14 protein-coding genes and 1 other RNA gene are annotated in these 13,810 nt (G+C 37.7%); 6 read left to right on the top strand and 9 right to left on the bottom strand.

Translation table 11 applies throughout. The features are described 5' to 3' along the window. The first annotated feature begins 80 nt into the window (after positions 1–80). Complete coding sequence (locus AC6R0T_RS02065) at positions 81–971, top strand: GIY-YIG nuclease family protein (protein WP_303753768.1); 891 nt, start codon at positions 81–83, stop codon at positions 969–971. Between the two features lie 81 nt (positions 972–1,052). Here the strand turns inward: AC6R0T_RS02065 and dtd are convergent, their stop codons facing one another. The 7 genes from dtd to AC6R0T_RS02030 all read right to left on the bottom strand — a co-directional run bounded on the left by dtd (position 1,053) and on the right by AC6R0T_RS02030 (position 7,556). Then, positions 1,053–1,499: a D-aminoacyl-tRNA deacylase gene (dtd, locus tag AC6R0T_RS02060; protein ID WP_206902219.1), complete on the bottom strand. Its 447-nt coding sequence runs from the start codon at positions 1,497–1,499 to the stop codon at positions 1,053–1,055. Between the two features lie 3 nt (positions 1,500–1,502). Beyond that, complete coding sequence (locus AC6R0T_RS02055) at positions 1,503–3,713, bottom strand: RelA/SpoT family protein (protein ID WP_206902218.1); 2,211 nt, start codon at positions 3,711–3,713, stop codon at positions 1,503–1,505. Positions 3,714–3,992: 279 nt separating this feature from the next. Continuing rightward, positions 3,993–4,649, bottom strand: coding sequence for a beta/alpha barrel domain-containing protein (locus AC6R0T_RS02050; RefSeq protein WP_230710340.1), 657 nt, complete (start codon positions 4,647–4,649; stop codon positions 3,993–3,995). A gap of 12 nt (positions 4,650–4,661) precedes the next feature. Continuing rightward, positions 4,662–5,408, bottom strand: coding sequence for a 16S rRNA (uracil(1498)-N(3))-methyltransferase (locus AC6R0T_RS02045; protein ID WP_303753767.1), 747 nt, complete (start codon positions 5,406–5,408; stop codon positions 4,662–4,664). Between the two features lies 1 nt (position 5,409). Then, complete coding sequence (prmA, locus tag AC6R0T_RS02040; protein WP_206902215.1) at positions 5,410–6,357, bottom strand: 50S ribosomal protein L11 methyltransferase; 948 nt, start codon at positions 6,355–6,357, stop codon at positions 5,410–5,412. Positions 6,358–6,441: 84 nt separating this feature from the next. Beyond that, positions 6,442–6,921 (bottom strand): DUF3013 family protein, encoded by a 480-nt coding sequence (locus AC6R0T_RS02035; RefSeq protein ID WP_303753766.1) that lies wholly within the window; start codon positions 6,919–6,921, stop codon positions 6,442–6,444. A gap of 2 nt (positions 6,922–6,923) precedes the next feature. Continuing rightward, on the bottom strand, positions 6,924–7,556 hold the full coding sequence (locus tag AC6R0T_RS02030; RefSeq protein ID WP_282461679.1) for a DNA-3-methyladenine glycosylase: 633 nt from the start codon (positions 7,554–7,556) through the stop codon (positions 6,924–6,926). 344 nt (positions 7,557–7,900) lie between these two features. Between AC6R0T_RS02030 and AC6R0T_RS02025 the strand changes: the two genes are divergently transcribed. The 4 genes from AC6R0T_RS02025 (at position 7,901) to AC6R0T_RS02010 (ending at position 10,401) form a co-directional block, all read left to right on the top strand. Continuing rightward, positions 7,901–9,202 (top strand): replication-associated recombination protein A, encoded by a 1,302-nt coding sequence (locus tag AC6R0T_RS02025; RefSeq protein ID WP_206902212.1) that lies wholly within the window; start codon positions 7,901–7,903, stop codon positions 9,200–9,202. A 68-nt stretch (positions 9,203–9,270) separates the two neighbouring features. Next, a non-coding RNA gene (gene ssrS / locus AC6R0T_RS02020) (6S RNA) lies at positions 9,271–9,465 on the top strand. 76 nt (positions 9,466–9,541) lie between these two features. Continuing rightward, positions 9,542–9,814, top strand: a complete 273-nt coding sequence (locus tag AC6R0T_RS02015) for a hypothetical protein (protein ID WP_230710348.1) — start codon at positions 9,542–9,544, stop codon at positions 9,812–9,814. A gap of 113 nt (positions 9,815–9,927) precedes the next feature. Further along, complete coding sequence (locus tag AC6R0T_RS02010) at positions 9,928–10,401, top strand: universal stress protein (RefSeq protein ID WP_206902211.1); 474 nt, start codon at positions 9,928–9,930, stop codon at positions 10,399–10,401. A gap of 159 nt (positions 10,402–10,560) precedes the next feature. Here AC6R0T_RS02010 and AC6R0T_RS02005 read toward each other — a convergent pair whose 3' ends face one another. Further along, positions 10,561–11,679 carry a sortase domain-containing protein gene (locus tag AC6R0T_RS02005; protein ID WP_303753765.1) on the bottom strand — a complete coding sequence of 373 codons (1,119 nt, stop codon included), beginning with the start codon at positions 11,677–11,679 and terminating at the stop codon, positions 10,561–10,563. Positions 11,680–12,176: 497 nt separating this feature from the next. Here AC6R0T_RS02005 and AC6R0T_RS02000 point away from each other — a divergent pair, with 497 nt between their 5' ends. Further along, positions 12,177–13,073 (top strand): cation diffusion facilitator family transporter, encoded by an 897-nt coding sequence (locus tag AC6R0T_RS02000; protein ID WP_303753764.1) that lies wholly within the window; start codon positions 12,177–12,179, stop codon positions 13,071–13,073. 51 nt (positions 13,074–13,124) lie between these two features. Here AC6R0T_RS02000 and AC6R0T_RS01995 read toward each other — a convergent pair whose 3' ends face one another. After that, entirely contained in the window at positions 13,125–13,808 is a 684-nt protein-coding gene (locus AC6R0T_RS01995; protein ID WP_206902209.1) for an ABC transporter ATP-binding protein, read from the bottom strand. Between the last annotated feature and the right edge of the window lie 2 nt (positions 13,809–13,810).

The raw sequence follows: 13,810 nt of genomic DNA, 5'->3' as shown, positions 1-13,810 counted from the left end.
TTACTCTTCTTATGTTTTTGGCTAAATTTCATTTTTACGTTATACTAAACCCACTAAAAATAAGAAAAAGAGACGAAATAATGACTTTACAAGATAAACTAAAAAATTTACCAGCAACACCCGGAATATACTTAATGAAAGATACCCATGGCGCTATTATTTATGTCGGTAAAGCGAAAAATTTAAAGCGACGCGTTCGCTCTTATTTTCAAAAAAATCAGCAACATACCAAAAAAGTCCAACGTATGATTTTCAATATTGCTGATTTAGAAATTCGTCCAGTTGATACAGAATTAGATGCACTATTATTGGAATGTCGCCTAATCCAAGAAATTCATCCTCATTACAATCGCATTATGAACTATTATCAAAATTATTGTTACGTTGACTTTACTAAAACGGGGCCTATCTTAACTGATATTCCCACTAAAACCAGCTTGGGCCCTTTTCGTCAATATAAAAAACTGCCTCAAATTTTAGCACTATTAACGGAAACCTATCTGCTGCCAAATGTGAATAATGTAACCAAAAAAATGATTCTTCAACAATTGCCCACAGTGGAACAAACACCACTCTCAGAGCGTCTAAAAAATTGCCAACAATTTTTTGCCGGTAAAAAGACAAACTTGTTCAATTTATTAAACGCCCGCATTGCTTACAGCGCCAAGCAGCAAAATTTTGAACACGCTCAGTTGATAAAAGAGCAGTTAGAACTTTGCCAACATTTCTATCATTACCTGCTGCAGCGCAATGAATTCTGTCAAAAAAAGCAATTGACGCTAAAACTTCCCTTAGGAGACGACAGAGAAAAAATTTATTTTATCGCTTATGGCGTCATTGTAGACACACAGATAAAAAAAGGCAGCCCAGCTGTCACTTTTCCAGACAAAAAATTTTCACCTGTAATCTTACAAAAAGCAGACGTTGACCCTTTGGATATTTTAAGAAGCTATTATGCCCGCTATCACTAAGCTCATTTTAATTTTCCTTTTACTTGATAATCAAAAAGACCAGCCCAAAAATCTAAAAGATTTTTTGGGCTGGTCTTTTATTTATTTGTCCCGCGTATCCATAATGATGGTTACCGGTCCATCATTGATTAAAGAAACTTGCATATCGGCGCCAAATTCACCCGTTTCTACTTCAAGTCCCTTTTGACGCAAACCATCGTTAAATGCCTCATACAGCGGAATGGCCTGCTCTGGCCGCGCCGCTTTGACAAAACTCGGACGATTTCCTTTTTTTGTATCAGCATATAACGTAAATTGTGAAATGCTCAAAATACTACCAGAAATAGCATCAATGCTTAAATTCAGCTTACCTGCTTCATCTTCAAAAACACGCATCATGGCAATTTTACGCACTAAATAGTCCACATCTTCTTTTGTATCTTCTTCATGAATGCCAAGTAAAATCATAAACCCTTGATTAATTTCTCCAACGATTTTTTCATCAATTGCCACGCTGGCTGATTTTACCCGCTGTATAACTGCTCTCATTTTCTACCCCTTTGTTCGTCTGACACTGTAAACTTCAGGAATTTGTTTGATTTTATCAACAATCTGTTTCAAATGTGTTAAGTTCTGAATACCCACGGTAATGCGAATCGTTGCCATTTTATCTTTATTTGATTTGGCTTCTACACTTTGCAGGCGTTTGGTCATAGCGTTAACTGTTTGCAAGACATCATTTAAAAGACCCGAACGATCGTAACCATAAATTTCTAGATCGGCATCGTATTCTTTAGAATTATTGGAAGTATCTTCCCACTCTACTTCAATAAGCCGTTTTTCAGCCGTTGGAGTGTTGACATTGGGACAATCCCGGCGATGAATCGAAATTCCCCGACCTTTGGTGATATAGCCGACGATATCATCGCCTGGCACTGGATTACAACAACGACTGATTCGAATGAGTAAATTATCTGCGCCTTCAATCACGATACCGCCATCATGACGAACTTTCATACGGTCTTCTTTTTTAGTCGCCGGCTGATTCATCATTTCTTGCACTTTTTGCTTTTCTTTTTCTTCTTTTTTCTGACGGCGTTCTTCTTCTGTTAAGCGATTTGCGACAGTTGTCGGACTAACTTCACCATAACCAACAGCAGCATACAAATCATCTTCTGATTGATAATTAAAACGTTCCAAAAGATCTGCCATTTTGTTTTTGTTCATATAATCTTTTGGTAAAAATTCCATTTCTTGCAATGTCTTATACACTGCATCATGGCCTTTTTGCACATTTTCTTCTCGATCTTGTGCTTTAAAGAAGCGTTTAATTTTATTTTTGGCTTTACTTGTGGCAACAAATTTCAACCAGTCACGACTCGGTCCAAAAGAATTCGGTGAAGTTAGAATCTCAACGATATCGCCGTTTTTCAGTTTATAATCCAACTGCACCATCTTGCCATTGACCTTTGCACCAGTGGTCTTATTGCCAACATCTGTATGAATGCTGTAGGCAAAGTCTAGTGGTCCAGATCCTTGGGGTAATTCCGTTACATCCCCTTTTGGTGTAAAGACGTAAACTTTATCGCTAAAAATGTCCCCTTTAACGCCTTCCATGAATTCTGAAGCGTCATAGCTTTCATCTTGTAGTTCCAAAATTTCTCTAAACCAACTAATTTGGTTCGTCATTTTATCTGGTTTTACTTTGTCTGTCTTACCTTCTTTATAGGCCCAGTGTGCTGCCACCCCAAACTCTGCAATTTCATGCATTTCATGGGTTCTAATTTGAATTTCAACAGGATTGCCTTTAGGACCAATAACAGTCGTGTGTAACGACTGATACATATTGGCTTTTGGCATCGCAATATAATCTTTAAACCGACCTGGCATCGGCTTCCATTTTGTATGAATGGTCCCTAAAACAGCATAACAGTCTTTAATCGTATCTACGATTACGCGAATTGCCAACAAGTCATAAATTTCTTCAAATTTTTTCTTTTGATCTACCATTTTGCGATAGATGGAGTAAATGTGTTTGGGACGACCATAAATTTCCGCGTAAATGTCTAACTCTTCTGTGGCCACCCGAATTTCTTCCACTGTTTCAGCCACGTAAGCTTCCCGTTCATCTCGTTTTGACTGCATTAAATGAACGATACGGTAATATTGCTGTGGGTTCAAATACCGCAAAGCCGTATCTTCTAGTTCCCATTTAATTCGACTAATCCCCAAACGATGTGCTAACGGCGCATAAATCTCCAATGTTTCTTTGGCGATTCGGCGCTGCTTGTCTTCTCGCAGATGTTTTAATGTTCGCATATTGTGCAAGCGATCTGCCAATTTGACCATAATAACTCGCAAGTCTTGTGCCATGGCAATCAACATTTTACGGTGATTTTCAGCTAGTTGTTCTTCATGGGATTTGTATTTAATTTTCCCCAGTTTTGTGACGCCATCTACTAACATCGCCACATCACTACCAAAATCCCGTGTCAAATCGGCTAAAGTTATGGGTGTATCTTCTACCACATCATGCAAAAATCCTGTTGCAACGGTATGTGGGTCCATATGCAATTCAGCTAAAATCCCCGCAACTTGAATGGGGTGAATAATGTAAGGTTCGCCAGATTTACGAAATTGTTCCTTGTGAGCTTCCGTGGCATAATCCAATGCTTTTTGCACAAAGGCCACATGTTCTGGGCTCATATATTGACTAACTAAACGAATCACACCGGGGCCTGTTACGATTTCATCTTTTGCCACAAGCATACCTCTTTTCTTTTGAAAAACTTTGTAAAAAATCATTTTTAGCTACTAAGGCGAAGTCTTGATTTACTACGTCGAATTATTCAAAATTTCGCCTTAATATCCTCAAAAACCGCTAAAAAAAAACAAGCAAACTTTAATTTAAACTCGCTAAATTTCAGCTTAAATTATTTTTCATTTTATGAAGAAAAGTACCGACAATAAAGCGGTACTTTGCGAATAATTAGGCTTATTATACACTAGAAACTAGCGAGATTTCAATTGCTTAAAACTTGCTTAAAACTCCCTTAATTCTGCCGTTAAATCCAAATTGGCTAAAGTTAAAACACCAAAACTATCAGCGCCACTTAAAATTAACTCTTGAAGCTGTTCGCTTGTTACACTGGTCAAATTGATTTGTAGTTTGACAGTTTTACCCGCGTCATAATCAAAAATTGTCGCATCGTGCTTGGCATTATCAAAAGAATCCCCTTCACCTAAGATTAAATGGTGCCAGCCCAACTCTTTAATTTGTTGGGCAATTTCGATTTTTTGCAATTCTTTTAAGTTGCGGCTGTCTACCCGGAGGCGTATTTCACCCCACGCCATTGCTAAAGATTGTAATGTTTTGTTTAGCTCTTTTGCTTTTGCACTTTGTTGAATGAGCATCGTAGGTGAAACAGTAATTTCCAAAAAATCAGCGCCACTTTGAAATGCTTTGCCAACCTCAAAAGCTTTTTTTGCAATCGTACCATTGCCTAAAGGATAGTCAATTACCGTACCAATTTCAATGGATGTCTTCGCTAGAAGCTGTTTTGCCCGCTCCAAATGATTAGGCAAGACAACAATTTCTTTTAAAGGCTTGTTCTGTAATGACAAAAGTTGATCTTTAAAATCCCAGTCTGTCATCGTCGGATCAACCAAACGTAAACTGATAATCTCACTAACTTTCATAAGCTCACCTCTTTACAATAATTCCCACTGATAACTAATCGCACTTAGTAAGTATAAGGGGGCTGTTTCTGTTCGTAAAATCCGTGGACCTAGACTGCATAATTTACCACCAGCTGCACGCATTTTTTCTATTTCACTAGGTGTAATCCCACCTTCTGGGCCAAAAATTGCAAGTAAGCGGCTGCCAGCTGGCAATTCTTGCAAAATTTGAACCAATTGGGCCTTTTCCCCTTCTTTAGCAGACTCTTCATAAGCTACGACAATTCCGTCGTATTCTGCTAATTTGTCCCACAATTGCCCTTCATTAGCTAAAAGTTCGACATTTGGCGTTAATTGCCGTTGTGATTGCTCAGCAGCTTCTTGGGCAATTTTTGTTAAACGTTGTTTTTTCTTTGCTAATTTTTTTTCATCCCATTTTACAACCGAACTTTGAGCAGGAAAGCCAATAAATTCATAGGCACCCAGTTCAGTTCCTTTTTGGACAATCCATTCCAACTTATCGCCTTTTGGATAACCACTGGCAATTGTAACCAAAAGAGGTAATTCTTTATTTTGCATTTCTTTAGCGACTTCCCTTAAAACGACCGCATTTTCTTCGACGGCGGTGATTTGGGCAATAATAGCAATCTGATCTTCATAAACCAGATATACTTCTTCTGCTGGCTTCATCCGCATGACACGAATCATATGATGAAAAGCTTCCCCTGCTAACCGGATTTCACCGCTTTGATATGGCGCGGAAATAAAGTAACGTTGCATCTTAAACTTCCTCTTTTTTCAAAATAATCGCAAACCAATCTTTTTGCTGCAAAATCTGCGCTACATAAAAGCCATAAGTGAATAAGACTTCCAGCACTTCATCTTTTTTATCTTCAATAATGCCAGAGACAATCAATGTTCCATCGGATTTTAATAAACGGTTGGCATCTGGAATCATTTTGATGATAATATCGGCTAAAATATTGGCAACGATAACATCAGCTTGAATTTCTACGCCATTTAATAAATCATTGGCACTTACTTGAACATCTTTTGCAACTGGGTTTAAGTCCATATTTTCTTGAGCCGCGCGTACAGCTACTTCATCTAAATCAAAAGCATGAACGTCATTTGCGCCCAAAAACTTGCTGGCTATACTCAATACACCAGAACCTGTCCCCACATCCAGCAGCGTTTCCCCACCGCGCAACGTCATTTCCAATGCTTGCAAAGTTAAATTAGTCGTTGGGTGTGTCCCTGTCCCAAAAGCCATGCCTGGATCTAATGTTATAATTTTTTCTTCCGGCATTAAAGCTGTATATTCTTCCCACTGGGGCACAATAGTTAGAAAACGTGTGACCCGCACTGGATGATAATATTTTTTCCAAGCTGTTGCCCAATCTTGCTCAGAAACTTCACTCGTCGTAACAATATTTGCCCCAATAGCTAAACCAAATTCCGGTAATTTATTAATCTGGTCTTTGATAAAAGGCAATATTTCTGGTAAAAATGTCGTTTCGGGAAAATAAGCTTGAACTGTTGCTGCTCCTTTATCTAACTTAGTAAAGTTTTCTTTGTCTAACAATTCACCAAAAGCGTCAGATTGAAAATATTCTGCATCCAAACTATCTTCAATCGCAACTCCGCTAGCGCCAGCCTCCATTAAAATATTTGCTACAGCTTCCACCGCTTCACTAGCTGTTTCCACTTTAATTTCATTCCATTTCATTTTTGTGCTCCTTTATAAAAGTTTTCGCAATAGCTGTTACAAACAGCCACTAAAATCAGTTATTCTTGTCTGTTTTTAACTATATTAATAAGCAGGATAGGAAATATAACTATCCCCATCTTTTTTATAGCTGTTCATGATAGAAAATAAGACGTCATGATCAAAAGTTAGTGCAAAAACTTCTGCTGTTTCATCCGCCAAAAAATCCAGCAAATCACTTTGCCCCTCGTCTAAAACTAATTGTAAATAATCTACTAAACCATCTAACATCGCTTTTGGCATTCCCTTTTTTCCTTCATAGGGCAAGACAGCTAAATAGTCTGTTTCCTCAAATTTTGATTTTTTTGGATTAAATAATAAAATACCATCCTCAAATTCAATAATTTCTTCTTCTGATTCCACTCCAGCTGCATCATCAATTGTTAGTTTTGCCTTATTTTCAGCAAAAAGTCGCAGGACAATCTCAATGGTATGATTTTTCTTATCCCAATCTAGTGCAACATCATAATCGGGAATTTTTTTGGTTAGTGCTTCATCTAAATAAGTTAAAATATTGGTTTTCATTTCTATTTCCAGCCCCAATCTTCTGTAATTTTAGCTTTCTTTTGTTGTGAAATATAAGGATTGCCGGCAAGTGCATAACGCAACGGCATCTGCGTCCACTTTCCTTTATTGGGAATGCCGATACGTGGCAAGCGTAAAATTTCTTTGGGTTCTCGCTTTTTACTCGGCACAAGATGCAACGGACTCGAAAAAATCGAATCGCCATATAAATCTTTGCTAATCCCTAAAGCAGCCACTAATTTTCCTGGACCATTACTAATTTCTGGGCCGTATTTGCCACCACGATTTGCTTGCATTAATGAAATGCCCGCAGCCGGTTCAATCCCTCTGATCATGACCCCTTGAGGAATACCGGACTTTTGAGTGACCATATTCAAAATTAAATGGGTATGCATGGTATACAAATAAATCGAGCCCGCTTTTTCATACATCGCACGAACTCGGGGTGTTTTGCGCATACCATAACTATGGGCAGCTTCATCTTCCGGACCTAGGTATGCTTCACAGTCGACGATATAGCCACCAGTAGTTCCTTTTGGCGTCACATTTTCTACATACATCCCAATCAAATACTCAGCAATTTCCGGTGTCGTTTTTGTATTAAAAATTTCTTGTGCTTCATTTAATGTACTCATCTCATTCACCTTCCCTCATTGTACACAAAAGACCTGCTTCTGACCATGAAATCAGTTGGTTTTTAAGGATTTTCCACAATTTCAAAAGATTTAATTGTCAAAAAGCTATGTTATACTTTAACCATCCTATATTGTATTCTAAAAAAAATCAGAAAAAGCCAAACTAGCGAATTTCTCTTTAAAAAAATATCCCCCTATTCTGACGTTTTTTGTCTGTTGCATGTTTTCAAAATTTCAAAAAATTGGCATGGGATACGGGATCAAAAAGTCAGCAACACTATTTTTTAAAGAGCTGCATTTTAGCTTACAACACACTATAAACCCTACAAAGGAGGCTTGCTCTCATGCAAAAGCCACTTGCTTTTCGCATGCGTCCCCGTAATTTAGATGAAGTGGTCGGCCAACAACAATTGGTAGGCCCAGGCAAAATTATCCGACGTATGGTGGAAGCCAAAATGTTATCTTCTATGATTTTATATGGACCACCTGGAACTGGTAAAACCAGTATTGCCTCAGCAATTGCTGGTTCGACCAAATACGCTTTTCGGATGCTAAATGCTGCAACAGATACCAAAAAAGATTTACAAGTTGTCGCCGAAGAAGCCAAGATGAGTGGGACAGTCATTTTATTATTAGATGAGGTCCATCGCCTAGATAAAACCAAGCAGGACTTTCTTTTACCTCATTTAGAAAGCGGCAGTATTATTATGATTGGTGCTACAACTGAAAATCCCTATATTACAATTAATCCAGCGATTCGCAGTCGATGCCAAATTTTTGAAGTCAAACCCCTTTCAGAAGCTGATATTTTGCAAGCTGTCGATCTCGCGTTAAGTGATTCTAAACGAGGCTTAGGAGATTTTCCTGTTAAAATTGATGAAGACGCACGCCTTCATTTATCCCGCGCTACCAATGGTGACCTGCGCAGCGCCTTAAACGGACTGGAACTAGCCGTTCGCTCTACGCCAGAAAAAGACGGAGTAATTCATTTAACCCTTAGTATCATTGAAGAATGTATCCAAAGAAAAGCCCTTACCCACGATAAAGACGGTGATGCCCATTACGATGTTATTTCAGCCTTTCAAAAATCAATTCGCGGTAGCGACGTGGACGCCGCACTGCATTATTTAGGACGGCTAGTTGAAGCCGGGGATTTAGCAATTATTTGTCGCCGCTTAATGGTTATTGGCTACGAAGATATTGGCTTAGCAAATCCCGCCGCTGCGGCACGGACTGTCAATGCGGTTTTAGCGGCTGAACGTCTTGGTCTGCCAGAAGCACGAATTCCACTAGCAGATTGTGTCGTTGATTTATGTTTATCGCCTAAATCAAATTCCGCTTATGCCGCTCTTGATGCTGCCATTACTGATATTAGAACAGGAGCTACAGGGGATGTTCCCGATCACTTACGGGACAGTCACTACAAAGGGGCAAAAGATTTAGAGCGGGGAGTGGGTTATCAATATCCCCACAACTTCGAAGATTTTTGGGTTAATCAACAGTATCTCCCCGATAAAATCAAAGACGCGCATTATTATCACCCTAAAGCATCGGGAAAATATGAACAAGCATTAGGCCAACAATATTATCGTATCAAAGATTGGCAGCATAAACGGCGACAAACCAAAAAGCTGTCAGATAGTTAAAGATAGCGATTACAAAAACAAAAGCAATCTGGTTGCTACTTTTGTCCCCCTATGCTACTATGTAAGTGGGAATTCTGTGATGTACGAGTTATCCTTTTTGTGTGTTGACCGAACATTTTTATTGATATATTGGGATCCGTCCTGTGTGTGAGTTGGTAACATGCCTTTTCTTTTGGTAGTTCGATACTTAAACCGTGGAACCCACCTGCTAGAAATTGCGGGATCAATACTATGGGACGAATAACGGCATCTACGGATATTACCCATTCTTTATGAATGTAGCCGCCTGTCTTTTGACAGACGGCTTTTATTTTTAGCTTAGAAATGGAGTTTACTTTTATGATTCGTGTTTTAGTCATTTTATTTGCTTTATTGTTATTACTTTTAAGTTATGTTTTATTGAAAAAACCGCAATTATTAACACCATTATTAATACAAGAGGAAATTCCGAGCTTTTTAAAAACCTATGGTCACTTCTATTTAAGCTTTGGTATTTTGGGCTTCATTGCAGCAATCATCAATTTAAAAATAATTATTTTGCTTTATATTTTTCTTGTCCTTATACTTGCAGCAAGTTTTAGTCTCAAGCTAGCAAAATCACTCAAAAAATAATTCTGATTTTGATAGCTTCTTTTTTGCAATTCACCTAAAGTAGTTTACAATAAAATTGTAGCTAACAAGATGCTTTGTAGTTAGGGCGTTGTAAATGTAAAGGAGTGGGTAAAATGTTACAACAATATAAAACAATTATGGTGGCAGTCGATGGTTCTAGTGAAGCTGAACTTGCCTTCAAAAAAGCTGTCAATGTAGCAAAGCGAAACGAGGCAAAACTATTAATTGCCCACGTTATTGATACAAGAGCTTTTCAAACAGTTTCCTCTTTTGATGGTATGTTAGCTGAACAGGCCACAGAAATGGCAAAACAAACATTAGCAGATTATACCGATTATGCAAAAGAACAAGAATGCCATGATATTAATACCGTTATTGAATATGGTGCACCAAAACCTATCATTGCAAAACAATTACCACAAGAACACAACGTAGATCTAATTATGCTAGGGGCCACCGGGTTAAATGCAGTAGAGCGTCTCTTTATCGGTTCTGTTTCTGAATATGTTATCCGCAACGCACCTTGTGATGTTTTAGTTGTCCGGACTGACTTAAATAACAAAGTTGTCAAAGAAGAAAAAGAATAAGCAATAGTCCGTGTTTTCGTGTAGCATTCCTTAAAAACAAATAATACCTAAAGATTCCTAGTGTTATGAGCTTATAAGCTGGTAATGCTGATATCTTTAGGTATTTTTTTATGAGAAAAAAGCAAGAACAAAATTCATCCACACCGTTTTTTTATTTTTCTAGCGGGCTAGCACACAACGATTGATATGATCATTAATACAAGTTTGTAAACTAATCCGTTCACCTTTTTCATCTAACATGCGTGGTAAAACGTCGTCTTTTAAGTCATTGGCATTATATCCTTCATCCGTCACATCAACGACCTCGTACACATGATATGTTTTTTGCTTACCATTATCATCATAAACAGTGATCGGCGCTCCTACATAAAGCTCCATTACCGTCGCAAAATCACCGGGATTATGTCCAATAAAATGTGTTGGTGCACTATCGTCCACAAGCCCTTTTCCAAGCCAAGTAGCGGCTCCTTCATCAGGAGCAGAATTAGCACCTGTCGCATGCGAATAAGAAATTGTCTGACCGTTAAACTGGATAACTGAAGTGAACTTGTCAGGTGACTTCAAATCAGCCTTTGTTGTAGGTGAAGCTAGATTCTCAGCAGAACTTTCTTTTTGTGGCGTTTTTGCCGTATTGGGTGCTGTTGTCTTTTTCAAACTATTTTGAAGAGACAGTGGCTGTTCTAATTTTTCCGCGTGACTACTCGTGCTGGAAACAATTTCTACTACTACTTCTTTTTTAGCAGTATTTCCTGCCTGATCTTTTGTGCTTATTACGACAGTCTGCTTACCAACTTTATTTGTATCAACTGCACTAATTTTACTTTTATCTAAGGAAATGATCCCATCAACCGTGTCATAAATTGAGAAATAGTCCGCCCAATCAATCTTGGCATTGTGTGGAATAATTAGGGCTTTCTTTTGTCTAATGACGGGTTTTGTTCTGTCGCGTATTTGAAGTGTAATCTTGCGGGTTATAACTTCATCAAATTGAATATATATCTTAACGGTGATTTCATAAGTTCCTGGCTTCATATCTTGAATAGATTCTAAATTAAGGACGTCTACTTTTGTCACTTGAGGAATTTTATTGATATGGGCAGCAACAAGCAACGCCTCTTTACTCACAACTTCTTTGGCGCTAGCGTCAAATGTTACATTTTCGACTAATACTTGATCCAAGCGTCGCTTGGCACTTGCATAAACTTTAAAAAAGCTAATACTAACAACTATCAGACAAAGCAACGTTAAACTCGCCAGTAGTAATTCGCGTTTTTTCATGAGTTCCACCACCCTTCAACCTCTCTGTTTGTTTTTTTATGGTCACAAAAAATAAATTTTATTATTTTTAAAGAATAAATTAATATTATTTTTCCATTGCTATTCACCATTATTATAAAGGCTATTGTCTCATTAAATTACCTCATATGCACTCTTTTTTCAATTAAATAACCCTCATTTTATGAACACAATTACGTCATTTAATTAATACCTATTCCATTATTTTAATGTAACGTATGTTTTTTATTCAGCGGATTTTGGGGCTAGAGACATTGGTTTGAATTGTCTTTCAAAAAATTCGGCTTCTGACCTGTAATTGCTGTTACTCTGTTTATCTAAATACACCAGTTAAAGGGTAGAGTATTATTCGCACAATTTAATTGGTTGTGTTAAAATCAACTTACATATGATTAAACAGTCATATGTAAGTTTTTTATTTTTTACCTCTTTATAAAAATGTGCTTAATATTTATCGAATGAAATTGGAGGTCATCCTTATGCATGAGCATCATTTACACACACCCACCACAAAAACTAAACGCGCTTTTAAAATTGGAATTATTATTAATCTCTTATTTGTTGTAATTGAGACTATTTTTGGTTTTTCGGCTAACTCTTTGTCTTTAGTCGCCGATGCCGGTCACAATTTAAGTGATGTTTTAGGACTAGTTATTTCGTGGATCGCAATCTTGTTAAACGCCCGTCCACGAACAGCAACTAGAACTTACGGCTACAAACGCAGTTCTATTTTAGCGGCCCTCTTTAATGCTATCTTTTTATTAGTGGCTATTGGTGGCATCTTAGTTGAGGCCATTTCTCGATTGCAAAATAGTCAACCCGTTGCTGAAAATAAGGTCATTCTAGTAGCTTTAGTTGGAATTATTATCAATGGTTTTACTGCCTACCTCTTTATGAAAGACCAGCAACACGACTTAAATGTAAAAGGCGCCTTTTTGCATATGGCAGCTGATACATTAGTTTCTGTTGGCGTTGTCCTAGCAGCTATTATCGTTAAATTTACCAATTGGTTCTGGCTAGATCCTGTCATTAGTTTAATCATTGCTGGGATTATTTTTATCGGTACTTGGGGATTACTAAAAGGTGCTGTGAACTTATCTTTAGATGCTGTTCCAGAAGCTGTAGATTATGATGAAGTTAAAAAATTTATTGAAAATAAGCCAACCGTATTAGCCATTCACGATCTTCATATTTGGGGATTAAGCACCACCGAAAATGCACTAACAGTCCACGTTTGTCGTGATACGTTAGCAGATAACAATCAATTTTTGGAGAACTTGGATCATGAGCTGACGAAAAATTTTGTCTTATCTCATATTACAATCCAAGTTGAACTTGGAGAAATCAGTGATGAATCGGTGAAACATAGTATTTAATCAAAAGAACTGCCTGAATCACACTATTTGTGTGATTCAGACAGTTCTTTTTTAATCTTCTTTTGGCACCGGTTGTAGTACGCCATCGGTCATCTTCAAGACCCGGTCACTCCACTGCGTCATGCGTGGATCATGGGTGACCATGATCGTAGCTTTTTTATTTTGATGGGCTTCTTTTACCAATAATTTTACTACTTCAAAGGCGTGATCCGTATCCAAAGAAGCAGTCGGCTCATCTGCCAAAATCACGCTTGGATCATTATACAAGGCCCGTCCAATTGCAACCCGTTGCCGTTCACCGCCAGATAAGTCACGGGGATATTTATCCTTTAGGTCAAAAATATCCAATGAACGTAAAATTGTTTCGACCTTTTCTTTGTCCAAATTAGATTTTTTAACTTTATCTACTAAGAAAAATTGTTCCTCGATTTTTAAAAAAGGAATTAAATTAGATGCTTGTAAAATAAAGCCGATTTCTTTGAAACGCAGTTGACTACGTTTTTTTTCATTTAGATTCGTAAAATCATGTCCATTGATTAAGATGCTCCCACTAGAAGGTGTCTGTAAGCCACCAGCAATGGTCAAAAAGGTGCTTTTCCCAGAGCCCGAAGGACCAATAATCGAGACAAATTCTCCTGGTTGAACAGCAAAATCAATTCCTTTTAAAGCGGTAATTTGTGTATGTCCGCTACCAAAAACTTTTTTGACATTATTCATTTCTAAAGCATTTTCCATAT

The sequence above is a fragment of the Enterococcus sp. S86.2 genome (assembly GCF_059834485.2).
Note: the sequence above shows the minus strand (reverse complement) of the source record. Positions and strands in the feature narration are given on the sequence as shown.